The sequence below is a fragment of the Jiangella ureilytica genome, from assembly GCF_004348545.1.
GTDB lineage: Bacteria > Actinomycetota > Actinomycetes > Jiangellales > Jiangellaceae > Jiangella > Jiangella ureilytica.
The window spans coordinates 71,905-96,770 of record NZ_SMKL01000017.1 but is presented as its reverse complement, the minus strand read 5'-3'; the positions used below and the strand labels follow the sequence as shown (position 1 = coordinate 96,770).

The following is a 24,866-nucleotide window of genomic DNA, read 5'->3' as shown; positions in this document are numbered from 1 at the left end:
CCACCGCCCCCACCCCCAGCAGCGCCAGCCCGACGGGATACCGCCCGTCGCTGGACTCGCGCAGCGCCAGCCAGGTGACCGGCAGGACGGCCAGCACGGACGCCGTGACGGCGACCGCCAGCGACGTGGTGAGCCCGGCCCGGCCGTCGCGCCGCCAGAGCTGGACCACGATCGAGAGCACCAGCGTGGGACCCAGCAGCGCCGCGATGGGCGTGAGGTCGGACGTGCTCTCGGCCCACGTCCACCCGAGCGCGCCGCCGGCCGCGAGCAGGGCGACGACGGCCGACCAGCGGGCCGAGTGCACGCGCGCCGCGCCGACCGCGCCGAGCGTGAAGATCAGGACGACCAGGGCGATGCCGCCGGCCAGCAGGGTGCTCCCGGATGCCGACGCGAGGACCAGGACGCCGGCGAGGGCGGCGACGGCCAGCGAGGCTTGGACGGAGGGCACCTTTGAATGCTTGCAGACCCGGACCCCCCACCCACGCCGAAATGACAACAAGTCCACAACAGTCCGGCCGCTGGACGGGCGCTCGGCGGGTGCGGCGTGATGTCGGTCTCGCCCGCTGGACGGGCGCCGGTCCCCTACGGTATATGGCACAACGTTTCACGTGATGACGAACGGGCACATGTCGACCGAGAGGATCCACTGGACATGTCCACCACTCGCGGCCGGATCGCGGCGCTCCTGGCCGTCGCGGCGGTCGCACTGACGGGGTGCGGCGACGACTCCGACCCCTCCGCCTCCGAGCCCAGCACCGACGCGCCGAGCCAGGCGCCGTCGGACGACTCCACCCCCGAGGAGACCGGCCTGGAGTCTCCCTGCCCACCGCAGCTGCGCGAGTCGCTGCCCGAGGGCCTCCGCCCGGACGCCTGCTGGGCGCACTCGGACCTGGAACGCCCGGTCCTGGCCGACGGCATCGTGTTCGCGCTCGAGCCGGACGCCTCCGACCCCACGGCCGCGCGGCACGTGATCGCGTTGGACGCCGAGACCGGCGACCGGCTCTGGAAGTCCTCGGTGCTGCCCGGCCCGGCGTCCGGGCTACGCGCCACCGAGGTCGGCGGCGACCCGGGCGTCGCCGTCGTGGTCACCGAGAGCGACGCCGGCGACGCGCTGACCGAGGCCTCGGCGGCTTGGGGCTACCTGGCGTGGCCGGCCGACGCGGGCGGCGACGACGGCGGCGACGCCGGCAGCGAGGACCCCGCCTTCGAGCCCGAGGTGCACATCACCGCCCCGCAGAGCGAGCTGGCCGCGACCGACGTCTACTGGACCGACCAGGGCCTGCTGGCCGGCGATCAGTTCCTGGCCCCGGGCGCGGCCGAGTTCACCACGGTGAACCGCGACCCTGAGCCGATGGTCATCGGCGACTACGACCTGGACGAGCGGTTCGCCGGAGTCTCCGGCGACCTCCTGCTGTCCTACGTCAAGGGCGTGGCCTGGACCCCGGACGGCCCCGAGAACGGCTCGACCCACGTGGGCTGGCTGGCCCGCAGTGCCGACGGCACCGAGGCCTGGAACACCGTCACCGGGACGCCCAACGAGGAGGACAGCCTCTTCGGCGAGGGCCCGAACCAGCTGACGATCATCGTGGGCGGCTACGTGCTGACCGTCACCCCGACCGACGAGAACTACACGACGTTCGAGCTGAGCTGGCTCGACGCCGCCACCCACGAGGCCGTCACGCCTACCCCCGCCGACCTTGCCGGGGCCGAGCCGGCCGCCGCGGCCGCCGACGTCATGGCCGGCGAGACCGGGACGCTGCTCTCGCCCGACGGCACGCACCTGTTCGCGTCATGGTCGACGCTGGCCGTCATCGTGGACATCGAGGCCGGCACCGTCACCCGGGTGCCGACGGACTTCGGCATCCAGGGCTGGGCCGTCGACGACACCACCGTCTACGGCTCGACCGAGAACGGCACCCTCACCATCGACCTGGCCTCGGGCGAGGCGACGGCGATCGAGCCGCCGCACGAGAGCTTCGAGATGGTCGACGGCGAGTTCGGCGCGGCGATCCTGGAGGGGGCGGTCGGTGAGCCGTCCTACCTGGTCGGAGGCCGCCGCACCAGCTAGCCCTCGGATGTCGTCGGGCCGGGCCAGGAGGTCACGCGCGGGCTGCTCCCGCCGGCGAACGGCGGGAGCAGCTCGACGGCGGACCCGTCGTGCAGCGCGATGGCCGACCGGTCGCGCGAGCCGGCGGGTGTGCCGTCGACCACCACGGCGCAGATGTCGAGGACGGTGGCGAACCGCGGGTTGCCGGCGTGCGCCGCGCGGGCCGCGGCCAGCGCCTCGGCGAGCGTGCCGGCGTCGACGACCTCTTCGGGGATGCCGGCCGCCGCGCGGATGGCCGCCCAGTAGTGCAGGGTCACCTTCGCCATGGATCCATCATGCCCGGACGGCGTCGACGGCGCGCGTGTGCTGGTCGAGCCAGGCGCCGATGCGCGAGACCAGCGACTCGGTGGCGCCGGCCTCGGCGTGCCCGAAGCCGCGCTCGAGCCAGAGCGTGGCCTCGGGCGCGGCGGCGTGCACCTGCCAGGCGTGGTGCACGGGGAAGTAGTCGTCCTGGTCGCCGTGCACCACCAGCAAGGGAACGTCGAGCTCGGCGGCCGCGGCGCGCGCGTCGATGGGGTCGGGCGTCGACCAGCCGAGCGGCGACACGCGCGTGCGCCGGGCCAGCCGCAGCAGCAGCCGCCCCGGCTTGGTGAGGATGAGCCGCAGCAGCGTGCGCATGGCCGCCGTGCCGCGGTAGTGCCACTCGCCGGGGACGCTGACGGCGGCCACGGCGCCGACGCCGCGGTGCAGCGCGCCGTGCCGCACCGCGACCGCGGAGCCGAGCGAGAACCCGAGCGTGGCGACCCGCCGGTAGCCCAGCGCCCGCGCCCAGCTCACCGCCGCGTCCATGTCGAGCACCTCGCGCCAGCCCAGCGTGGAGTGCCCGCGGGAGCGGCCGTGGCCGCGCAGGTCGAGCAGGACCACCGACGCGTGCTCGCTGAGCCAGCTGCAGATGCGCTTCATCTGCGGGCTGCGCGAGCTCTGGGTGAACCCGTGGGCGACGACCACGGCGAGGTCGCCGGCGACGCCGTCGCGGCGGGGGAAGTAGCGGGCGTGCAGCAGCGTCCCGTCGGCCGCCAGCAGGCGGCGCGTGTGTCCGGAACGTGTCGGGCGGACGTCCGGCCGGGGATCGATGTCTGCCCCGGACGTGTCGAGGTCGGGCATATCAGCTATTCTCTCTCACCAAGGGACCTGGGCGATGACGCCGACAGGTCCCTTGTGCGTTCGTGGGGCACCCGGCCCGACTGGAGGTCGCGACATGGCAACCATCGTCCTGCTGACCAACTCGCTGCAGCCCTCGGCCGAGGTGCTACCGGCACTGGGCTTCCTGCTGCACGACGTCCGGGTCCTCCCGGCGGAGGCATCGGCGCTGGTCGACGCGCCGACGGGTGACGTCGTCGCCGTCGACGCGCGGCGCGACCTCTCCCAGGCGCGCGGCCTCACGCGGCTCATCCGCACCACCGGCGTCGACGTGCCGCTCATGGCCATCGTCACCGAGGGCGGGCTGGCCGCGGTCACCGCCGAATGGGGCATCGACGACGTCCTCCTCGACTCCGCGGGGCCGGCCGAGGTCGAGGCTCGGCTGCGGCTCGCGCAGGGCCGGCTGGCCGCGGCCGGCGACGACGCACCCGACGAGATCCGCTCCGGCGACCTCGTCATCGACGAGGCCACGTACACCGCCAAGGTGGCCCGGCGCACACTCGACCTCACGTACAAGGAGTTCGAGCTGCTGAAGTTCCTGGCCCAGCATCCCGGCCGTGTGTTCACCCGCGCTCAGCTCCTCCAAGAGGTGTGGGGCTACGACTACTTCGGTGGTACCCGCACGGTCGACGTCCATGTGCGGCGGCTGCGGGCCAAGCTCGGCGCCGACCACGAGTCGCTCATCGGCACCGTCCGCAACGTCGGGTATCGGTTCGTCCCTCCTACGCAGGGCCGGTCCGGCCGGGCGACGGCGAGCGTGCCGCTCCCTGACGAGGATGTGCCGCCCGCCGGGGTCGAGCGCGGCGCCATGAGCATCACGCTGCCCGACTGACCCCTGCCGCTAGGGTCGTCCCATGGGTGACTACGTCACGATCGGGCCGGCGCGCACCTGGTACGAGCAGCACGGCGACGGCGGCCCGCTGGTCCTGCTGCACGGCGGCATGGTCGACTCCCGCTGGTTCGAGCCCAACCTCGGGCCGCTGGCCGAGCGGTTCACCGTCTACACGCCGGACCTGCGCGGACACGGGCGCACGGCCGACGTCGATGGCCCCATCACGTTCCAGGCCATGGCCGAGGACATGATCGCGTTTCTCGAGCAGGCCGTCGGCCGCCCCGCCGACGTGCTGGGGCACAGCGTCGGCGCGTTCGTGTGGCTGCTGGTCGCGCTGCAGCGCCCCGAGCTGGCGAACCGCATGGTCCTCATCAGCGGCGGGTTCAGCAAGGACGGCGACGCGGTGCCCGACGCGCCGTGGGACCTCGACCTGCTCGAGCAGTTCCTCGGCCCGGCCTACGCCGAGGTGTCGCCCGACGGCGCCGAGCACTTCCGCGTCGTGGCGGAGAAGGTCGGCGCGATGTCCGAGCGTGAGCCGTACCTGCCGGTCGCCGAGCTGGCGAAGGTTTCGCACCGCACACTGCTCATGGTCGCCGACGACGACCTCGTCACGCTGGCGCACATGGTCGAGATGTACGACGCGATGCCGAACGCCGAGCTGGCCGTCGTGCCGGGCACGTCGCACTTCCTGACGCAGGAGAAGCCCGGCCTGGTCAACCGGCTGGTGCTCGACTTCCTGACCCAGGACCCGGTGCCGACGGTCGCGCCGATCCGCCGCGCGCCGGCCGCCGCCTGAGCATGGCCACCACGTTCACGGCCGCCGAGGTCGCCGAGCTGGTCGCGCTGGCCGGCCGCGCCCGGGCCGCCGACGGCGCCGCGCCGTTCTCCGACGACTTGTTCCCGGCCGCCCGCGACGGGTCGACGACGGCGGCGCTGGCCGTTCGAGCCGGTGACCGCCTCGCGGGCGCGGCGTACGCGGCCGTCCAGGGCGACCGGCTCGCCGCCGAGCTGGTCGTCGACCCCGAGCACCGCGGGCGCGGCCTGGGCGGCGCGCTGCTCAACGACCTGCTCGACTTCATCACCGGCGAGCTCTGGCTCTGGTCGCACGGCGACCACCCGGGCGCCGCCGCGCTGGCCCGGCGGCACGGCCTCACCCGCGCTCGCGAGCTGCTGCAGCTGCGCCGGCGCGTCGCCCCGGGCGAACTGCCCGAGCCGCAGTGGCCCGACGGCGTCCGGCTGCGGCCGTTCGAGCCGGGCCGCGACGAGGCCGCCTGGCTCGAGGTCAACAACGCCGCGTTCAGCTGGCACCCGGAGCAGGGCGGCCAGACCCTCGCCGACATCACCGCGGCCGAACGCGAGCCCGGCTTCGACCCGGCCGGCTTCCTGCTCGCGGTCGACGCCGACGACCGGCTGCTCGGCTACCACTGGACGAAGGTGCACGAGCACGACCCCAACCCGGGCCGCGACGGAGTCGACGAGGCGATCGGCGAGGTGTACGTGCTGGGCGTCGCGCCGTCCGCGCACGGCCGCGGACTGGGCCGCGCGCTCACCACGGCCGGGCTGCGGTACCTGGCCGACGTGGCCGGCGTCCGCACCGTCACCCTCTACGTCGAGGGCGACAACGCGGCCGCCGTCCGCCTCTACGAGGGGACCGGCTTCACCCGCCACGCCGTCGACGTCGCCTACCGCCGCGACGCCTGAGCGCGTCACTCGCGCAGCCCGATCGCGTCGACGGGGCGCAACCGGAGCGCGGCGCGGGCCGGGACACCGATGGCGAGGAAGCCCAGCAGCGCTGTCGTCAGCACGATGCCGAGGAACCCGGCCGCCGAGATCGACGGCAGGAACGACTCCGTCAGGCCCACGCTGACCCCCACCAGCGGCGGCAGCGCGACCAGCAGGCCGACCACGACCGACACCGCGACGATCACGGCCGCCTCGACCCGCATCATCGCCAGCACGTGCCGCCGCCCCGCCCCGGCCAGCCGCAGCAGGGCGAACTCACGGGTCCGCTCCGACGTGGCCATGACCAGCGTGTTCACGACCGACACCGCCAGGTAGGCGAGCAGTGCGAGCAGCGCGACCAGACTGGTGGACGACTCCGCCGACCGCTCGGCCGAGCCGGCCGCGGACAGGCCGGCGCCGGTGCCGGCGACCAGGCCCGGGTAGGCGGCGGCCACCCGGGCGAGGGTGTCGCCGGTGGCCTCGGCATCGGCGCCGCCGATCAGCACCCAGCTGTCCTGCCCGGTGGTCGTGTGCGCCGCCAGCTGGTCGTGCGGCAGCGTCAGGTCGCCGAAGCCCAGGCCACGACCGTAGACCGCGACCACGGTCGGCTCGATGGCGGTGCCGTCGCCCAGCACGATCTCGACGGTCTCGCCGACCGAGGCGCCGAACGTGGCCGAGGCGTTGCGGCTCAACGCCACGGTGCCGTCGCGCAGGTCGCCGAGGTCGCCGTCGCGGACCTCGAGGTCGAGCGTGCGCTCGAGCCCGGCGGGGTCCAGCCCCTGCGCGGCGAACGTCTCCTGGGCCGGGTCGCCCAGCTCGGTGTACCGGACGACGACCTGGCTGTGCACGACCGGCGTCACCGTGGCGTCGTCGCCCAGCTCGCGCCGCAGCTCGTCCGTGACCGCCGCGCCGACGCCGCCGTCGCTCCCGGTGACCACATGGCCGGCCACGACGCCGTCGACGGTCTGCCGGCCGGCCGCGGCCGCCAGCGTGCTCTGACTGAACAGCTGGACGGAGACGACCGCGACCGCCAGCACGATCGGCGTGACGGCCGCCGCCAGCCGGCGCGAGTTGGCCCGCATGTTCGCCGTCGCCAGATACCCGTGCACGGGCGACAGCCGCCGCACCGGGGCGGCCAGCAGCCCGGCCGCCGCGCCCAGCACCCGCGGCCCCAGCAGCGCCACGCCGATGGCCAGCAGGAGCGCCCCGCCCGCCGCACCGGCCACGGCCACCGTGCCGGGCACCAGCATCGGGATGCCCGACGCCGCCAGCCCCAGCAGGATCAGCACCACGCCGGCGATGACCCGCCCGGTGCCCAGCCGCGGCTCCTCGACCGCGCTCTCCCCCAGCGCCTCGACGGGGTTCAACCGCGCCGGTCGCCGGGCCGCCACCCACCCCGCCAGCCGCGCCGTCACCAGGCACAGCACGATGGCGGCAAGCCCCGGCAGCGGGCTCATCGCGAGCCGGAAGTCGGCCGGCAACAGCCCGGAGCCGGCGAATCCCCTGCCCAGCAGGACCGCCACCAGGTACCCGGGCACCGCGCCGAGCACCGCGGCCGTGCCGGCGAGCAGCATGACCTCGGCGCCGACCAGCCGCCGGACCTGCCCGCGCTTCGCGCCGACCGCCCGCAGCAGCGCGAACTCGCGCCGTCGCTGCTGGATCGACAGCGCCAGCGTGCTCGCCACGACGAACATCGCGATCAGCACCGTGGTGCCGGCCAGTGACAGCGCCAGGAACGTCAGTTCGCTGCGGGCCCGCCCGATGTCGAAGAACTCCACGTGGCCCCGGGCGTCTCCGGTGTAGGTGCGCACGCCGGGCACGGCGTCGGCGATCCGGCCGGCCAGGTCGTCCGTGGCCACCCCGTCGGCCGCGACCACGCCGACGGCGTCCCACCGCCCTTCCGCGCCGGCCAGCTCGCCGGCCCGCTCGTCGGTGAGGAACACCGCCGACTCGCGCGCGTCGGCGCCGCCGGGCCGGGTCACCACGCCGGTCACCGTGTACTCGGACGCGACCCCGCCGACGGCCAGCTCGACGCGGTCGCCGACCCCGGCGCCCAGCGACGACGCGAGATCGTCCTCGAGCGCCACCTCGTCGTCGCGCTCCGGGCCGGCGCCGTCGCCGTCGACCTCGAACGGCGTGAGCACCGCCGACGACCAGCCGTGCCCGGTCACCGGCCGCGGCGTGTCGGCCACCGCGCCGCCGGCCACGACGCTCACCGGGACGGCGACGTCGCCGGCCGCCTCGGCCACGCCCGGCACGGCGGCGACGGCGTCGACCACGCCGGCCGGCAGCCGGACCCGTTCGGACAGCGGGAGATCGGTGTCCTCGACGACCGGCAGCGCCTGCACGCCGCCCACGACGACGTCGGCGCCGTCGTAGCGCTGGGGCGGCAGGCCGCCCCGCACACCGGACTCCACCAACACGCCCAGCGCCGTCACCAGCACCGACGCGAGCAGCACGGCGAGGAACGCGCCGGCGAACCCGGCCTTGCGCCCCTTGATGGTCTTGCGGGCGATGTCGCGCATCCTCACCACGCCCCGAGCTTCGTCATGCGCTCGGCGACCAGCTCGGCCGTCGGCGCGTCCACGACGCCGGTGATCCGGCCGTCGGCGAGGAACAGCACCCGGTCGGCGAAGGACGCCGCGACCGGGTCGTGCGTCACCATGACCACCGTCTGGCCGCTCTCGTCGACGACGCGGCGCAGCAGCTCCAGCACCTGCCGGCCGGTGCGCGTGTCGAGCGCCCCCGTGGGCTCGTCGGCGAAGACGGCGTCCGGCTCGGTGACCAGCGCCCGGGCGATGGCCACCCGCTGCTGCTGGCCGCCGGAGAGCTGGGCCGGACGCCGCTGCAGGTGCTCGCCCAGCCCGACCGACCCGGCCACCCGGGCGATCCAGTCGGGGTCGATCCTGCGTCCGGCCAGCCGCAGCGGCAGCGACACGTTGTCCTCGACGCTCAGCGAGGACAGCAGGTTGTAGGCCTGGAAGACGAAGCCGATGCGGTCGCGGCGGACCACGGTCAGCTCGTTGTCCGACAGCGTCGACAGTTCGGTGTCGCCCAGCCGGACCGAGCCCGACGTCGGCCGGTCCAGCCCGGCGGCGCACTGCAGGAAGGTGCTCTTACCGGACCCGGACGGGCCCATGATCGCGGTGAAGGTGCCGGTGGCGAGGTCGGCGCCGACCTCGCGCAGCGCCGTCACCCGGTTGTCGCCGCTCCCGTAGATCTTGGTCACGGCGTCGAGCCGGACCGCCGGTGCCGTCATGGTGTGCACGTCGTTCCTCCTTGTAGGACCTGGTCACGACGCTATGGAGCGGACGCGGCGGTGACGATCCGGCTGACGCCCCGATCGATGGTGGTGCTGGGTATACCGACTCGCGGGGGGTCGGTCGGGCATGCTGAGGACATGGGCAGGGTGCGGGTGGCGGTCGCGGCGACGCGACGGGCGCTGCCGTACCTGCTGCGCGGGCTCGTCAGCTCGGCGGTGGCGCTGGTCCTGCTGATCCGGGTGCTGCTGGTGGCCGCGTTCACCCTGATCGGGATCGGCTGGCTGGCCATCCCGTCGACGGTGCGGGCGGTGCGCCGGTGGGCCGGCGGCGAGCGCCGCCGGGTCACGGCGTTCACCGGCCGCCCGGTCCCCGCCCCGTACCCGCCGCCCGACGAGCCCGGGCCCGTCTCCACCCGCGCCCTGCTGGCCGAAGCCGCCACCCGGCGCGACCTCGGGTGGCTCCTGATCCACGGCCTCACCGGGCTGGTCGTCGGCATCGGGGCGCTGCTGCTGCCGCTCAGCGTCCTCAACGCCGCCGTGGTGCCGCTGTACTGGTCGGCGATGCCGAGCGACGACCCGGTCCAGTCGCCCTACCCGGTGACGTCGTGGCTCGGGGCGCTGGGCATGCTGCCCCTCGGCCTCGGCTGGCTGGTGCTGACGCTGGTTCTGGTGCCGCTGCTGGCCACGTGGCAGGCATGGGGCGCCCGCGCGCTGCTGCTGCCCACCCGCGACGCCCGGCTCAGCGAGCGGGTCACCGAGCTGACCGCCACCCGGGCCGCCGCCCTCGAGGCGCACGGCGCGGAGCTGCGGCGCATCGAGCGCGACCTGCACGACGGCACCCAGAACCGGCTGGTCGGCGTGATCATGCACCTCGGCATCGCCGAGCGGGCGCTGCGCCGCGACCCCGCCTCGGCGCTGCCGCTGCTGCTGCGCGCCCAGGACCAGGCCGCCGACGCCCTGGGCGAGCTGCGCGAGGTCGTGCGCAGCATCTATCCGCCCGTGCTGGCCGAACGCGGGCTCGACGGCGCACTGGCCGCCCTCGCCGCGCGCTGCGCGGTCCCGTGCACGCTGCGCGTCGACGGCCTGCGCCGGCTGCCCGCCGCGCTCGAGGCCACGGCGTACTTCGTGGTCGCCGAGGCCCTGACCAACACCGCCAAGCACAGCGGCGCCGAGCACGCCGAGGTCACCGCGACGGTGCGGCCCCCGGCCGGCCCGGACGAGGAGGAGGCGCTGGTGATCGAGGTCCGCGACGACGGCCACGGTGGCGCCGACGAGTCCGGCGGCAGCGGCCTCGCCGGCATCCGCCGCCGCGTCGCCGCGTTCGACGGCCACACCGAGGTCACCAGCCCGCACGGCGGGCCGACGCTGGTGCGGGCGGTGATCCCGTGCGCGTCGTGATCGCCGAGGACGACACCCTGCTCCGCGAGGGCCTGGTGCTGCTGCTGGCGAACGAGGGCATCGAGGTGGCCGCCGCCGTCGACAACGCCGACGACTTCCTCGCCGCCGTGGCCGCCGAGGCGCCCGACGCCGCCGTCGTCGACGTCCGCCTGCCGCCCGGCTTCACCGACGAGGGCATCGCCGCCGCGGCCGCCGCCCGGCGCGACCGGCCCGGCCTGCCCGTCCTCGTCCTGTCGGCCTACGTCGAGGACAGCTACGCCACCGAGCTGCTGGCGAGCGGCGCCGACGGCGTCGGCTACCTGCTCAAGGAGCGGGTCGGCAAGGTCGGCGAGTTCCTCGACGCGCTGCATCGCGTGGTCGGCGGGGGCACCGTCATGGACCCCGAGGTGGTGTCGCAGCTCATGGTGCGCCGCCGGGCCGACGACCCCATCCGCACCCTCACGCCGCGCGAGCGCGAGGTGCTGGCGCTCATGGCCGAGGGGCTGGCCAACCTCGACATCGCCGGGCGGCTGGTGGTCACCGAGACCGCGGTCAGCAAGCACATCCGCAGCATCTTCGCCAAGCTCGGGCTGGCCCAGGGCGACGCGGGGCACCGCCGGGTCCGGGCGGTCCTCGCCTATCTCGAGTCATGAGGCCCCTCCCGAGCTACCCAGTGTTCACTCGCGCGTGACAGCATTGAGCCATGGCCGAGTCGACGAAGCCGGAAGAGCGCTACCTCGACCGTGAGTTGTCGTGGCTCGCCTTCAACACCCGGGTGCTCGAGCTCGCCGAGGATCCCGACATCCCGCTGCTGGAACGGGCCCGGTTCCTGGCCATCTTCTCCAGCAATCTCGACGAGTTCTACATGATCCGCGTCGCCGGCCTGAAGCGGCGCATGGCGGCCGGCGTCGCGTTCCCCTCGGTCAGCGGCATGATGCCGCGCGAGGTGCACGAACGCACCCTCGATCGCACCCGCGAGCTCATGGCCCGGCAGACCAAGTGCTTCCGCAGCGACGTGCTGCCGGCGCTGGTCAAAGAGGGCATCGACATCGCCCGCTGGGACGACCTCGACGACGCCGAGCACGCCCGGCTGCGGCGGCTGTTCAGCGAGCGGATCTTCCCGGTGCTGACGCCGCTGGCCGTCGACCCCGCGCACCCGTTCCCGTACATCTCCGGGCTGTCGCTGAACCTCGCCGTCGTCGTCCGCAACCCGCGCAACGGGACCGAGCACTTCGCCCGGGTCAAGGTCCCGCCCAACTTCCCCCGCTTCCTGCCGGTCGCCGAGCAGCGTTTCGTCCCGCTCGAGGACGTCATCGCCGCCCACCTGGCGCAGCTGTTCCCCGGCATGGACGTCCTGCAGCACCACATGTTCCGGGTCACCCGCAACGAGGACGTCGAGGTCGAGGAGGACGACGCCGAGAACCTGCTGACCGCCATGGAGCGCGAGCTCATGCGGCGGCGCTTCGGCCCGGCGGTCCGGCTCGAGGTCGAGGAGACCGTCGACCCGCACGTGCTCGACCTGCTCCAGCGCGAGCTGGGTGTCAGCGACGGCGAGACGTTCTCGCTGCCCGGGCCGCTCGACCTCACCGGGCTCACCGCCATCGCCGACCTCGACCGGGCCGAGCTGCGGTACCGGCCGTTCCTCCCGGCCACGCACCGCGACCTGCGCGACGTCGAGTCCGCGTCGCCGGCCGACATGTTCGCCGCCATCTCGAAGGCCGACGTGCTGGTGCACCACCCTTACGACTCCTTCTCGACCAGCGTGCAGCGCTTCGTCGAGCAGGCCGCGGCCGACCCCCGGGTGCTGGGCATCAAACAGACGCTCTACCGCACCAGCGGCGACTCCCCCATCGTCGACGCGCTCATCGACGCCGCCGAGGCCGGCAAGCAGGTGCTCGCCGTCGTCGAGATCAAGGCCCGGTTCGACGAGCAGGCCAACATCAGCTGGGCGCGCAAGCTCGAGCAGGCCGGTGTGCACGTCGTCTACGGCCTGGTCGGGCTCAAGACGCACTGCAAGCTCTGCCTGGTCGTACGCGACGAGGCCGGCGGCGGCATCCGCCGCTACAGCCACATCGGCACCGGCAACTACCATCCGCGCACGGCGCGCATCTACGAGGACATGGGCCTGCTGACGGCCGACCCCGAGGTGGCCGAAGACCTCAACCACCTGTTCAACACACTGTCCGGGTACTCGCTCGAGTCCGACTACCAGCGGCTGCTCGTGGCGCCCCACTCGCTGCGCACCGGCATCATCGAGCGCATCGACCGCGAGATCGAGCACCACCGGGCCGGCCGCCCGGCACGCATCCGGTTCAAGGCCAACAGCTTCGTCGACGAGGCCATCATCGACTCGCTGTACGAGGCGTCGGCCGCCGGCGTGCCGGTCGACATCTGGGTGCGCGGCATCTGCAGCATCCGCGCAGGCGTCGAGGGGCTGTCCGAGAACATCCGCGTGCGCAGCGTCCTCGGCCGCTTCCTCGAGCACTCCCGCATCTACTCGTTCGAGAACGGCGGCGACGCCGAGCACTGGATCGGCTCCGGCGACCTCATGCACCGCAACCTCGACCGCCGGGTCGAGGCACTGGTGAAGCTGCGCCGGGCCGAGCACCTGCACGAGATCGACGGCCTGTACGACCTCGCCTTCGACTCCGGAACCGCCTCGTGGCACCTGCGGCCCGACGGCACCTGGGACCGCGTGCACCTCGGCCCCGACGGCGAGCCGCTGGCGGACATGCAGCAGGTGCTCATCGAACGCAAACAGCGCCGGAGGTCCACCACGTGAGCCGTGCGGAGCAGGCCGCCCGACCACACACCGCGCGTGAGGTCGAGCAGAAGTTCCGCGTCCACGGGCTTTTCCGCATCCCCGACCTCTCCACCCTCGCCGGCGTCTCCGCGGTCGACGACCTCGGCGTCGTCGAGCTCGAGTCGGCCTACTACGACACCCCCGACCTCCGGCTCGCCCGCGAGGGCATCACGCTGCGGCGCAGAGTCACCCGCACCCTCGGCGGAGAAACGAACCTCGGACGTGCGGGCGGCGACGAGGGCTGGCACCTCAAGCTGCCGGCCGGCGGCGTCGGCGTCCGCGACGAGATCCGGCTGCCGCTCGAGCCCGGCGCCGAAGGCGACGGCCGGCCGGCCGCGGGCCCGCGCACGCCGCCGGCCGCGCTGGCCGTCCTCGTCCGCGTCATCACCCGCACCGAGCCGCTCGTCCTGGTCTCCACGCTGCGCACCACCCGGGCCCGTCAGGTCATCCGCGACGGCGACGGCGACGTCGGCGAACTGGTCGACGACACCGTCCACGTGGTCGGCTCCGACGGCACGATCGCCGCGCGGTTCCGCGAGATCGAGCTGGAAGAGCTGCGCGGCGGTCCGCTCATCGCGACGGTGGCCGCGGCACTGGGCGACGCCGGCGCCGTCGGAGGCGAGTTCGTCGCGAAGGCGGTCCGCGCGCTCGGGCCCAATGCCGCGGCACCGCCCGAGGTGCCCGTCTTCCCGGTGCCCAAGGCGAAGGACCCGGCCCGCGACACGCTGGTCGCCTACCTGTCGACGCACGTGCGGGCGCTGCGTGCGGCCGACATCGCGTTCCGCCGCGAGCCCGCCGACCCCGAGGCGGTGCACCAGCTCCGGGTGGCCGCCCGGCGGCTGCGCAGCGGTCTGCGCACGTTCCGGCCGCTGCTCGACAAGCCGTGGGCCGAACAGCTGCGCACCGAGCTGGCCTGGTTCGCCGGCAGCCTCGGCGAGCTGCGCGAGGGTGACGTGCTGCGCGAGCGGCTCGACCGGCACTGCGCCGACCTCCCGTCCGACCTCCCCGCCGCCGAGGTGAAGCAGCTGCTCGCCGAGGTCCTGGGCGGCACGGTCGCCGACGCCCGCGCTCGGGTGGCCGAGCTGCTCGACGACGACCGCTACTTCGCCCTGCACGACCACCTGGTCCGCGCGGTCGCCCGGCCGCTGGTCGGGCCCGACGCCGAACGCCCGGCCCGCGACGTGCTGCCGCCGCTGGTCGAGAAGGCCTGGACCAGGCTCGACCGGGCCGCCGAGGGCCTCACCGACGCCGATGCCGACGACGAGTGGCACGACGCGCGGCTGGCGGCGAAGCGCACCCGCTACGCCGCGGAGGCCGTCGTCCCCACCCTCGGCGGCGACGCCAAGGCGTTCGCCCGGCAGATCGAGAAGGTCACCGAGATCCTCGGCGAGCACCAGGACGCCGCCATGGCCGCCGCGAAGGCCCGCGAGCTGGCCAACTCCGAGCACGCGTCCGCCGACGTCGCGTTCGCGCTCGGCGTCCTGGCCTCGAACGAGCGGGCCCGCGTGCACGCCGCACGGGCCGCGTTCGCCGAGGCCTGGCCGCAGGTGCGGAGGGTGAAGTGGCGGCGGTGGCTCGAGCCGTGATGGCCAGGCGAGACCCCGTCCTCGCCGCCGGAGCGGTGCTGTGGCGGACCCAGGAGGGAGCGCCCGAGGGGCGCGTCGAGATCTGCCTCGTCCACCGCCCCAAGTACGACGACTGGTCGCTCCCCAAGGGCAAGGCCGACCCCGGCGAGCACCTCATGACCTGCGCGGTCCGCGAGGTGTTCGAAGAGACCGGGCACCGCGTCGCCCTGGGCCGGCCGCTGCCGTCGCAGCACTACGTCGCCGCCGGACGGCCCAAGGTGGTCCGGTACTGGCTGGCCGAGGCCGACCCGCAGGCGGCGCCGCGGCTGCCCGACCACGAGGTCGACGACGTCGTCTTCCTGCCCGCGGGCGAGGCGGTCCGGCGGCTCAGCTACGAGCGTGACGCCGAGCTCGTCCGCACCGCCCTGCGCGGGCCGCTGCGGACCACGCCGCTGGTGTTGCTGCGCCACGTCAAGGCGGTGTCGCGCTCGGACTGGGCCGGTCCGGACATCGAGCGGCCGCTCGACGCCGCGGGCGTCGCCGACCTCGAGGCGCTGGGCGAGGTGCTGGGCACGCTCGGGCTGCGGAGGGTGCTCTCCAGCGACTCCGTGCGGTGCGCCGAGACCGTGCGTCCGTTCGCCCGCAAGCAGGGCCTCGTGGTCGAGCTCGAGCCGCACCTGTCCGAGGAGAGCCTGCGGGCCGTCGACGGGCGGCACCCGGCCGTCGCGATCCTGCGGACGCTGCTGCGCGACGACGCTGCGCTGGTGTGCTCGCACCGGCCGATCCTGCCGATGCTCTTCGAGGCGGCCGGGACCGATCCGGGCGACGACCTCGAGCCCGGCGGATTCGCCGTCCTGCACCACGACCACGGGCACGTGACCGCCATCGAGCGGCACCTGCCGCGCGTGGCCGGCCGACCGCCGGTTACCGACCTGTGACCACGCTCAACGGCGGGTCGTGATCGTCTCGCAACCGGCCGCTCAGCCCGTTCACGTGACGGCCATCACACGGTCAGAGACATGTCGACTTCTCTGCGCCAGCCGTTCATTCCCCGTTCACCCTCAGCGTGGAACGGCGTCACCTCCGAAAACTACGTTCTAGGCGATACGCAAGGACGAATAGGTCCAGGAAGGACACCAGACGTGAACCTCAGCATCGTGCGCCGCACGCTGGCACCAGTCGCCGTCGCCAGCGCGGCCGCCCTCGTGCTGGCCGCTTGTGGCTCGGACCCCGACACCGAGAACTCCTCCGACGAGGAGACCTCAGGTGGCGACAGCTCCGAGGGCACCGAGACCGGCGGCGACTCGCTCTCCGGCACCCTGAACGGCGCGGGCGCCAGCTCGCAGGAGGCCGCGGTCCAGGCGTGGATCGCCGGCTTCCAGGGCCAGCACCCCGACGTCACCGTCAACTACGCGCCCGAGGGCTCCGGCGCGGGCCGCGAGCAGTTCACCTCCGGCGCGGTCGCGTTCGCCGGCTCCGACGCCTACCTCGACGACGAGGAGATGGCCGCCGCGGAGACCGCGTGTGGTGCGCCGGCCGTCAACCTGCCGCTGTACATCGACCCGATCGCCGTCGCGTACAACATGCCGGGTGTCGACGGCCTGCAGCTCGGCCCGGTGACGCTGGCGAACATCTTCAACGGCACCATCACCAACTGGAACGACCCTGCCATCGCCGCGGACAACCCGGACGCCACGCTGCCGGACCTGGCGATCACGCCGGTGCACCGTTCCGACGAGTCGGGCACCACCGAGAACTTCGTCGAGTACCTCGCCGCCGCCGCGCCGGAGGCATGGACCTACGAGGTCAGTGGTGACTGGCCGGCCGACCTGCCGGGCGAGGCGGGCGCGCAGACGCCGGGCGTCATCGCCGCCGTCCAGGCCGCCGAGGGCACCATCGGCTACGCCAGCGCCGCCGCGGTCGGCGACCTGCAGACCGCCGCCATCGGCGTCGGCTCGGAGTTCGTCGAGTACTCTGCCGAGGCCGCCGCTGCCGTCGTCGACGCCTCGCCGCGCGCCGAGGGCCGGGCCGAGAACGACCTCGCGATCGAGCTCGCCCGCGACACCACCGAGTCCGGCGCCTACCCGATCGTGCTGATCTCGTACACGATCGTCTGCACCGCCTACGAGGACCCGGCGGTCGGCGACCTGGTGAAGGCCTACGTCGGCTACGTCGCGAGCGACGACGGCCAGCAGGCCGCGGCCGACGCCGCGGGTTCGGCCCCGATCTCGCCTGAGCTGCAGACCGAGGTCCAGGCCGTCGTGGAGTCCATCGAGGTCGGCTGAGTCCTATCCTCTGCACGAAGTTCCACGTCGCCGGGCGGCTCGTCCCATGCGGGACGGACCGCCCGGCGTCCGCACGACACCGGCATGACCCGCGAGACCTCCACGAGCCGGAGCTGACGCCGTGACCACCACCGCCACACCACCGCCGACCGAGCGGCGGTCCGCACCCCCGCGGGCCAAAGCGCGCCCCGGCGACCGCATCTTCTCCCGGTCCGCGCAGGTCGCGGGCATCCTCATCCTGATCATCCTGGCCGGCGTGGCAGCCTTCCTCGTCCGCGAGGCGCTGCCGACGTTCACGGCCGACCCGTCCGAGATCGACGGCGGCGAGGGGTTCCTGTCCTACGTCTGGCCGCTCGTCTTCGGCACGGTCGCCGCGGCGCTCATCGCTCTCGTCGTCGCGACGCCGCTCGCACTGGGCATCGCGCTGTTCATCTCGCACTTCGCGCCCCGCCGGCTGGCGCAGGGCCTCGGCTACGTCGTCGACCTGCTCGCCGCCATCCCCAGCGTCGTCTTCGGCCTCTGGGGCATCCAGTGGCTGGCGCCGCAGGTGCAGCCGGCCTGGGCCTGGCTGGCCGACAACCTCGGCTTCATCCCGCTCTTCACCGGCCCGGCCTCGGCCACGGGCCGCACGATGATGACGGCCGGCCTGGTGCTGGCGGTCATGATCCTGCCGATCATCACCGCGATCTCGCGCGAGGTGTTCCTGCAGACGCCGACGCTGCACGAAGAGGCCGCACTCGCGCTCGGCGCCACGCGCTGGGAGATGATCCGCATGGCGGTCCTCCCGTTCGGCCGGCCCGGCATCATCTCCGGCATCATGCTGGGCCTGGGCCGCGCACTGGGCGAGACGATGGCCGTCGCCATGGTGCTCTCGACCGGCGGCTTCACCTGGTCGATGCTCACCAGCGGCAACAACACCATCGCCGCGGAGATCGCGCTGGACTTCCCCGAGTCGTCGGGGCTCAAGACGAACACGCTCATCGCCGCGGGCCTGGTGCTGTTCGTCATCACGCTTGCCGTGAACATGTTCGCCCGCTGGATCGTGTCGCGCCGCAGTGAGTTCTCGGGGGCCAACTGATGTCCATCGACACCTTGCCGCCCGCCGGCCCGGCCTCGAGCTCGCTGGCCCACAACCAGCTGCCCCGCTACACCACCCAGATCGTCCTGGTCGCGTCGCTCGCGGTCGGAGCGGGTCTGTCGGCCGTGTTCGGCGGGTTCTCGCCGATCCGGTTCGCCGTCCTCTCGACGCTGGTCTTCCTGATCGTCAACACCACACTGTCGGCCGTGGTCGAGGGCCGGCGCAAGGCCGTCGACAAGCTGGTCACCGCGCTGGTCTACACCGCGTTCGGCATCGCGCTGGTGCCGCTGATCTCGGTCATCTGGTCGGTCCTCGACAACGGCCTCGAGCGGTTCAGCCTCGACTTCCTGCAGACGTCGATGCGCAACGTCACCGGCCTCAACGACCAGCAGGCCCTCGAGGGCGCGGCCCCGTTCATCGGCGGCGCCTACCACGCCATCGTGGGCACATTCCTCATCACGGCGCTGGCCTCGGTCATCTCGGTGCCCATCGGCCTGCTCACCTCGATCTACCTGGTCGAGTACGGCCGCGGCCGGCTGGCGCGGGCCATCACGTTCTTCGTCGACGTCATGACCGGCATCCCGTCCATCGTGGCCGGCCTGTTCGCCGCCGCACTGTTCGCGGTGCTGTTCGGCGTCGGCACCCGCAACGGCTTCGCCGGCGCCGTCGCGCTGTCGGTGCTGATGATCCCGGTGGTCGTGCGGTCGAGCGAGGAGATGCTGCGCATCGTCCCGAACGAGCTGCGCGAGGCCGCCTACGCCCTGGGCGTGCCGAAGTGGCGCACCATCGTCCGGGTGGTCGTCCCGACGGCCATCTCCGGCATCGCCTCCGGCGTCACGCTGGCGATCGCGCGGGTGGTCGGCGAGACCGCGCCGCTGATCGTCACCGCCGGCTTCACGTCGTCGATCAACACCAACCCGTTCTCCGACTGGATGATGTCGCTGCCCGCCTATGTCTACAGTCAGGCGATGCGGCCGCTGTCGGGTTCGTCACCGCAGCCCAGCTTCGACCGGGCGTGGGCAGCGGCACTGACCCTGATCCTCATCGTCATGGTGCTCAACCTCGTCGCCCGACTCATCGCCCGCCTGTTCGCCCCGAAGACCGGCCGCTAGAGCAAGGAAACCGCCACATGTCCAAGCGCATCGACGTCGGCGATCTGAACGTCTACTACGGCAGCTTCCTGGCCGTCGAGGGCGTGTCGATGGCCATCGAACCCCGCTCGGTCACGGCCTTCATCGGCCCGTCCGGCTGCGGCAAGTCCACGTTCATCCGCACCCTCAACCGCATGCACGAGGTCATCCCCGGCGCGCGGGTGCAGGGCAAGGTCCTGCTCGACGGCGAAGACCTCTACGGGTCCAACGTCGACCCCGTCACGGTCCGGCGCCAGGTCGGCATGGTCTTCCAGCGGCCCAACCCGTTCCCGACCATGTCCATCCGCGACAACGTCCTGGCCGGCATGAAGCTCAACAGCAGCCGCATGAGCAGGAACCAGGCCAACGAGATCGTCGAGAGGTCGCTGCAGGGCGCGAACCTGTGGAACGAGGTCAAGGACCGCCTCGACAAGCCCGGCTCCGGCCTCTCCGGCGGCCAGCAGCAGCGTCTGTGCATCGCCCGGGCCATCGCCATCCAGCCCGACGTCCTGCTGATGGACGAGCCGTGCTCCGCGCTGGACCCCATCTCGACGCTGGCCATCGAGGACCTCATCGGTGAGCTGAAGCAGAACTACACCATCGTCATCGTGACCCACAACATGCAGCAGGCCGCCCGGGTCAGCGACCGCACCGCGTTCTTCAACATCGCGGGCACCGGCAAGCCCGGCAAGCTGATCGAGATGGACGACACCACGAAGATCTTCACCAACCCCAGCGTGAAGGCCACCGAGGACTACGTCTCCGGCCGCTTCGGCTGACGCGCCGCGGCAGCAGACCGCGCCCGCCACGAGCTCCTCGTGGCGGGCGCGGCCGCGTTCGGCGTCAGCGCATCGCGATCGCACCTCCCCGCCCGATGCCGGACTCCGCCGCCGCGCGCCGGATGACGCTGCTCTCCCGGGCGTTGACGACACCCTCCGCGACGAGGCGGTCCAGCACGTCGCCGACGTGGCGCAGGAACGCGCCGGTGGAACCCCACTCGCGGTCCTCGTCGATGAGGTCGTTGACCGTGCACCCGTCGGCGGCGGCGCGGTTGGGCACGCCGCTGTCCACCGTCCCGACCACCACTGTCGCCCGGGCATCGGGCTGCGGGCACGTGGCGTCGACGGGCGCGATCCACACGTCGCGGAACTCGACGTCGGAGCCGTCGTGGTGGTTCTGGAACCCGAGGTGACCCTCGAGCGCGCGGCTCCCGTCACCGGTGTAGGTGTTCACGAGCTCGCCGTTCAGCCAGACGCTGTAGGTCTGCCCGACCGCGCGAATCTCGTAGGTGTTCCACTCCCCGATCGGGTGCGCCAGGACGTCGGTGATCGTGGCGAAGTTGTAGATCGAGCCGGTCTTCTGCGGGTCGCCGCCGCCCGGGTCGTCGTGGACCTGCGCCTCGTACCCCCGCACGCTGTCGTCGGGCTGGCGGACCCACGGGCCCTCCCAGTCCAGGGGCGCCGGGAAGCGCAGGAACACCCCGGAGTTGTCACTCGGGTTGTTCATCCGGTACTGCAGCCTCAGGTGGAAGTCGCCGAAGGCCTGCGGCGTGTACCACAGCAGTCCGCCGGAGCCGCGGCTCAGCAGCGTGCAGTCCGACGTGACGGTGAACGATCCGTTGCCCACCATCTCCCAGCCGTCCAGCGTCTTCCCGTCCCAGAGGGCGGTGAAGCCGTCGGCCGGTTCGGGGTCCGGGCAGACCTGCGGCTCGGTCGCGGTGAGCTCGAACCGGTCGAACGCGACGTCGACGACGGGGATGTTCGGGTCGCCGTTGCCGCCGGACAGCGCGGCCACCCCGACGTTCCACGACGACGCCGCGCCCAGGCCGTACGGGCGGCCCACCGGCAGCCACGTCTCGCCGTCGGCCGAGTACTCCGCCGTCACCTCGAGCCCGTCGCTGACCAGCCGCAGCTCGAACGTGTCCGGGAAGTCCGCCGGCAGCGCCACGTAGTCCTCGGCGGTGTTGCGCTCCTGCCCGCCGGCGACGGTGAAGAACGACATCCGCCTGGTGCCGTCCGGCCGCGCCATCACGACCGCCTTGGCGAAGTCGGCGTCACCGGCGTGCAGCACCAGGCCGGCCTGCTGGAACGCCGTCCCCACGTCGGCGGTGAGCCGGGTGGTGGCGGTCCAGCCGCCGTCCGGCGCCGGCCGCATGACCAGGTTGGCCGCGTCCGCCCGGGCGGCGGTCAACTCGCCGTGCGCCGTCGGCAGCACCAGCTGCCCGTCCGTGACCTGGTAGCCGTCCGGGTCGTGCCGGACGATCGACGTCCAGCACGAGAGGTTCAGCGCGTCGCCGTCGAACTCGTCCACGCCGCCGTCCTCGCACGGCGGGGGCGGCACGCTGACGCCGTCGCCGTTGAACCGCACCCAGTCCAGCGCCAGCAGGTCCGGCCCGCCGGACCCGACGGCGTCGTTGCGGAACACCAGGTAGACGTCGAAGGTCTCGCCCGGGTCGACGAGATCGGTGGTCCGCTCGACGACGGTGTCGACGCCGCCTGTGACCGGCACGTCCACCGAGCCGAGCAGCTCGCCGCCGGGGGCGTCGCGGCGCACCTCGATGGTGCCGCCGTGCGCCGCCGACGAGGCGCCCACGGTGAGCGACTCGATGCCGGCCAGGTGGACGGTGTCGAACCTGATCCAGTCGCCGTGCGAGATGCTGCCGACCCGTGCCCGCGCACTGGCCAGCGGCCGCTCGAACACCTGGACGCCCTGAGCCCCTGCGTAGTGCTCGGCCTCGCGCCGCTTCGGGTTGAGCCTGACCGCGTCGCCGCCGGTCAGCGGCTCGACGCCGGGTGCGCCGGCGTCGGTGAAGCCGGCCTCCAGCACGTAGTAGAGGTTGGTCTCCTGCCCGTGCCCGCCGTCGGTGATGGTCGGGACGGTCCCGGTGCAGTGCGGGTAGTTGTCCAGCGGGTGCGCGTGCTGGTCGTGGCCGAGCAGCGCCCCCACTGTGACGGCGCCGCACTCGATCGAGCCGCCGGCGGTGCTGCCGTCCTCGGCGTCGTCGACCGTCACCTCGTAGGCCACCTCGTCGCCCCAGTCGAAGAACCCGCCGTGCGGTGGCCAGCTGAACGCCACCTCGGGCCGGGTGTTGCCGGCGGCGATCCGGACCGCGGCCACCGAGCTGCGGTCCCGGCTGTCGGTGACGGTCAGCAGCGCGGTGTAGTTGCCCGCCTCGGTGTAGGTGTGCGACGGGTTCGGCTCGTCCGAGGTGGCGCCGTCGCCGAACGACCAGTGATAGGTCATCGGCAGCCCCGCGGAGTGCTCCGTGCCGTCACTGGAGAACTGCACGGTGAGCGGCAGCTGCCCCGACGTCGGGGTGCCCGCCGCCTCCGGGGTCGGCGGCCGGTCGCCGCCCACGTAGTCGATCCGGTAGATGCCGGCCCCCTCGTTGACGTCGCCGCGCCCGGCGCCGCTGCCGGAGCCGAAGTCGATGACGTACAGCGACCCGTCCGGGCCGAAGGTCGCGTCGAACGGGCCGCGGAACGTGGTCGAGCCGAAGACCGGGTTGATCGACAGCAGGTCGCCGGTGTCCTCGGCGCGGGTGATCGTCTTGTACCAGTTCCGGGCGTACTCGAAGACGAACCACTTCCCGTCGTAGTACTCGGGGAACTTGGTGTCGGACTCCAGGTCCGGGTCGTAGTCGTAGACCGGGCCGCTCATCGGTGCCGCGCCGCCGCTGCCCAGCTCAGGGAACTGTGGTGAGGTGCCGTAGCTGTACCAGACGAGCGCCTCCTGCACCGGCGGCAGCTGCTGCAGGCCGGTGTTGTGCGGCGAGTCGTTGACGGGGCCGCCCTCGCAGTCGAACGGCTCGCCGGACTGGCCGGTGGCGAAGTCGTAGTCGATGTAGGGCAGGTTGTTCCCGACGCAGTGCGGCCAGCCGTAGTTGCCGGCCTCGCTGACGACGTTCCACTCCACGATGCCCTCGGGACCGCGCGCCGGGTTCGGCTGGGTCGCGTCGGGCCCGTAGTCGGCGACCAGCACGTCACCGGTCTGCTGGTCGACGGTGATGCGGAACGGGTTGCGGAAGCCCATCGCGTAGATCTCGGGCCGGGTCCTGTCGTCGGTGTCCTCGGCCTCGGGGAACAGGTTGCCCTCGGGGATCGTGTAGCCGCCGTCGTCGGTCGGCACGATCCGGATCACCTTGCCGCGCAGGTCGTTGGTGTTGGCCGACGTCGCCTGCGCGTCCCACGCGGCCCGGCCCTCGCGCTCGTCGATCGGCGCGTAGTTGTTCGACTGCGAGAAGTCGGTGTTGTCGCCCATGGACGCGTAGAGGCTGCCGTCCGGGCCGAACTCCACCGCGCCGCCCATGTGCACGTTCGCCAGGCCGACGTCGCGCCAGGTCGGGAAGTCCAGCAGCCGGCTCTCGGACTCCATGTCCAGCAGCGACGTCTCGAAGTCGAACGTGAACCGCGAGATGTTGATCCGCGCGACGTCGGGGTCGGAGTACATCGCGTACACCCAGCCGTTGGTCGCGAAGTCCGGGTCGAGGGCGAAGCCGGTGAGGCCGTCGGAGTGCCGCGCCGTGCTCAGGCCCAGCTCGAGGTCGCCGACGGTGCTGACCTCGAGCGTCGTCTGGTCGATCAGCCTGAACTGCCCGGTGCGCTGGATGTACATCACCCGGCGGTCGGGCAGCACCTCCAACTCGAACGGGTCGGCGAGGTCGTCGGTGAGCTCGGTGACGGCGAAGCTCTCGTCGTCGGTGGCGCCGCAGTCGCCGGGCTCCGCGCCCGCCGCCCAGGTGAGACCGCCCAGCAGATGCCCGGCGAACGCCGGCTCCGCGAACGCGGCGGCGTCGTGCCCGCCGGCGGTGTACCAGGAGCGGCCGCCGTCGTACACCTGGCACCACGAGAACGGATGGTTCAGGCCCGAGTCGAGGCCGGGGATGCCGTCGCGCAGCTTCAGCTCGGCCAGCACGTGCACGTCGCCGGTCGGGTCCGGCGCCAGGTTCACCCAGCCCTCCGAGCGCTCCCACAGCTGCGGCAGGTCGCGGGTCGACGGGTGCACCCGGTCCAGCACCTCGATGCGGCCGGGATGGGTGCCGGTCCCGCCGAGGTCCGGGTGACCGGTGATCGTCGAGCCGACCAGGCCTGCGTACCACTCCCAGCCCGGCTCGGACCCCGCCGCGGAGTGCAGCCCGACGTAGCCGCCGCCGGCCTGGATGTAGCGGGTGAAGGCGGCCCGCTCCTCCTCGTCGAGCAGGGCGGCGTCCGCCGTCGACGACGTGTTGTTGAACACGACGACGTCGAAGCCGGCCAGCCCGTCGTCGGTGAACAGCGCGGTGGAGTCGTCGACCACGACCTCGAAGTCGTGTTCGGCGCCCAGGTCCTGGATGAGCTCCGCGCCGGCGGCCACCGACGCGTGCGGCTCCCCGGTGACCTTGGAGAACACGAGAGCGCGGAACAGCGGGTCCGCCTCGGAGAGTGGATCGGGTGCGGCCGCCGTCGGCGGAGCGCCGGCCAGAGCGACCGCCAGGACGCCGGCGAACAGGGAGGAGAGCAGGCTGGATCGGCGCATTCGGGACTCCGTCCATGCGGGGGTCAGGACGTACGGAAAGCGCTTACCGCG

18 protein-coding genes and 1 pseudogene are annotated in these 24,866 nt (G+C 73.2%); 13 read left to right on the top strand and 6 right to left on the bottom strand.

Annotation, left to right across the window (positions count from 1 at the left end; translation table 11 throughout):
- Positions 1–448 (bottom strand): annotated as a pseudogene (locus E1212_RS10110) (hypothetical protein); the annotation flags it as partial.
- Between the two features lie 204 nt (positions 449–652).
- Between E1212_RS10110 and E1212_RS10105 the strand changes: the two are divergent.
- A complete protein-coding gene (locus tag E1212_RS10105; RefSeq protein ID WP_162605407.1) occupies positions 653–2,068 on the top strand; it encodes a PQQ-binding-like beta-propeller repeat protein in 1,416 nt (471 codons plus the stop codon).
- Here E1212_RS10105 and E1212_RS10100 read toward each other — a convergent pair.
- Positions 2,065–2,373: a MoaD/ThiS family protein gene (locus E1212_RS10100; protein WP_131981900.1), complete on the bottom strand. Its 309-nt coding sequence runs from the start codon at positions 2,371–2,373 to the stop codon at positions 2,065–2,067. The two genes, E1212_RS10105 and E1212_RS10100, sit on opposite strands and share 4 nt — an antisense overlap.
- Before the next feature lie 7 nt (positions 2,374–2,380).
- The gene (locus tag E1212_RS10095; RefSeq protein ID WP_203416717.1) at positions 2,381–3,211 is read right to left on the bottom strand and encodes an alpha/beta hydrolase; all 831 of its coding nucleotides are present in this window, start codon (positions 3,209–3,211) and stop codon (positions 2,381–2,383) included.
- 94 nt (positions 3,212–3,305) lie between these two features.
- Here E1212_RS10095 and E1212_RS30915 point away from each other — a divergent pair, with 94 nt between their 5' ends.
- Genes E1212_RS30915 through mshD form a run of 3 tightly spaced genes read left to right on the top strand, consistent with a single transcriptional unit; the run spans position 3,306 to position 5,780 of the window.
- Positions 3,306–4,079, top strand: a complete 774-nt coding sequence (locus tag E1212_RS30915; RefSeq protein ID WP_131981898.1) for a response regulator transcription factor — start codon at positions 3,306–3,308, stop codon at positions 4,077–4,079.
- Positions 4,080–4,101: 22 nt separating this feature from the next.
- Positions 4,102–4,875, top strand: coding sequence for an alpha/beta fold hydrolase (locus E1212_RS10085; RefSeq protein WP_131981896.1), 774 nt, complete (start codon positions 4,102–4,104; stop codon positions 4,873–4,875).
- A 2-nt stretch (positions 4,876–4,877) separates the two neighbouring features.
- The gene (mshD, locus tag E1212_RS10080; protein WP_131981894.1) at positions 4,878–5,780 is read left to right on the top strand and encodes a mycothiol synthase; all 903 of its coding nucleotides are present in this window, start codon (positions 4,878–4,880) and stop codon (positions 5,778–5,780) included.
- A 5-nt stretch (positions 5,781–5,785) separates the two neighbouring features.
- Here mshD and E1212_RS30745 read toward each other — a convergent pair whose 3' ends face one another.
- Both E1212_RS30745 and E1212_RS10070 read right to left on the bottom strand, forming a co-directional pair.
- Positions 5,786–8,326, bottom strand: coding sequence for an ABC transporter permease (locus E1212_RS30745; RefSeq protein ID WP_131981912.1), 2,541 nt, complete (start codon positions 8,324–8,326; stop codon positions 5,786–5,788).
- 2 nt (positions 8,327–8,328) lie between these two features.
- The gene (locus tag E1212_RS10070) at positions 8,329–9,069 is read right to left on the bottom strand and encodes an ABC transporter ATP-binding protein (RefSeq protein WP_420814364.1); all 741 of its coding nucleotides are present in this window, start codon (positions 9,067–9,069) and stop codon (positions 8,329–8,331) included.
- 132 nt (positions 9,070–9,201) lie between these two features.
- Between E1212_RS10070 and E1212_RS10065 the strand changes: the two genes are divergently transcribed.
- The 9 genes from E1212_RS10065 to pstB all read left to right on the top strand — a co-directional run bounded on the left by E1212_RS10065 (position 9,202) and on the right by pstB (position 20,080).
- Positions 9,202–10,461: a sensor histidine kinase gene (locus tag E1212_RS10065; RefSeq protein WP_131981892.1), complete on the top strand. Its 1,260-nt coding sequence runs from the start codon at positions 9,202–9,204 to the stop codon at positions 10,459–10,461.
- Positions 10,449–11,093, top strand: a complete 645-nt coding sequence (locus E1212_RS10060) for a response regulator transcription factor (RefSeq protein WP_131981890.1) — start codon at positions 10,449–10,451, stop codon at positions 11,091–11,093. The genes E1212_RS10065 and E1212_RS10060 overlap by 13 nt, the downstream gene beginning before the upstream one ends.
- A 50-nt stretch (positions 11,094–11,143) precedes the next feature.
- Positions 11,144–13,222: an RNA degradosome polyphosphate kinase gene (locus E1212_RS10055; protein ID WP_131981888.1), complete on the top strand. Its 2,079-nt coding sequence runs from the start codon at positions 11,144–11,146 to the stop codon at positions 13,220–13,222.
- Positions 13,219–14,829 carry a CYTH and CHAD domain-containing protein gene (locus E1212_RS10050; RefSeq protein WP_162605406.1) on the top strand — a complete coding sequence of 537 codons (1,611 nt, stop codon included), beginning with the start codon at positions 13,219–13,221 and terminating at the stop codon, positions 14,827–14,829. Before E1212_RS10055 ends, E1212_RS10050 begins: the two co-directional genes overlap by 4 nt.
- The gene (locus E1212_RS10045; RefSeq protein ID WP_238992300.1) at positions 14,829–15,746 is read left to right on the top strand and encodes an NUDIX hydrolase; all 918 of its coding nucleotides are present in this window, start codon (positions 14,829–14,831) and stop codon (positions 15,744–15,746) included. Before E1212_RS10050 ends, E1212_RS10045 begins: the two co-directional genes overlap by 1 nt.
- Positions 15,747–15,950: 204 nt before the next feature.
- Complete coding sequence (gene pstS / locus E1212_RS10040; protein ID WP_203416715.1) at positions 15,951–17,093, top strand: phosphate ABC transporter substrate-binding protein PstS; 1,143 nt, start codon at positions 15,951–15,953, stop codon at positions 17,091–17,093.
- A 121-nt stretch (positions 17,094–17,214) separates the two neighbouring features.
- Positions 17,215–18,171: a phosphate ABC transporter permease subunit PstC gene (gene pstC / locus E1212_RS10035; RefSeq protein ID WP_131981880.1), complete on the top strand. Its 957-nt coding sequence runs from the start codon at positions 17,215–17,217 to the stop codon at positions 18,169–18,171.
- Positions 18,171–19,283 carry a phosphate ABC transporter permease PstA gene (pstA, locus tag E1212_RS10030; RefSeq protein WP_131981877.1) on the top strand — a complete coding sequence of 371 codons (1,113 nt, stop codon included), beginning with the start codon at positions 18,171–18,173 and terminating at the stop codon, positions 19,281–19,283. Before pstC ends, pstA begins: the two co-directional genes overlap by 1 nt.
- A 17-nt stretch (positions 19,284–19,300) precedes the next feature.
- On the top strand, positions 19,301–20,080 hold the full coding sequence (gene pstB, locus E1212_RS10025; protein WP_131981875.1) for a phosphate ABC transporter ATP-binding protein PstB: 780 nt from the start codon (positions 19,301–19,303) through the stop codon (positions 20,078–20,080).
- 64 nt (positions 20,081–20,144) lie between these two features.
- Here the strand turns inward: pstB and E1212_RS10020 are convergent, their stop codons facing one another.
- Complete coding sequence (locus E1212_RS10020) at positions 20,145–24,815, bottom strand: ThuA domain-containing protein (RefSeq protein ID WP_131981873.1); 4,671 nt, start codon at positions 24,813–24,815, stop codon at positions 20,145–20,147.
- Positions 24,816–24,866: the final 51 nt, after the last annotated feature.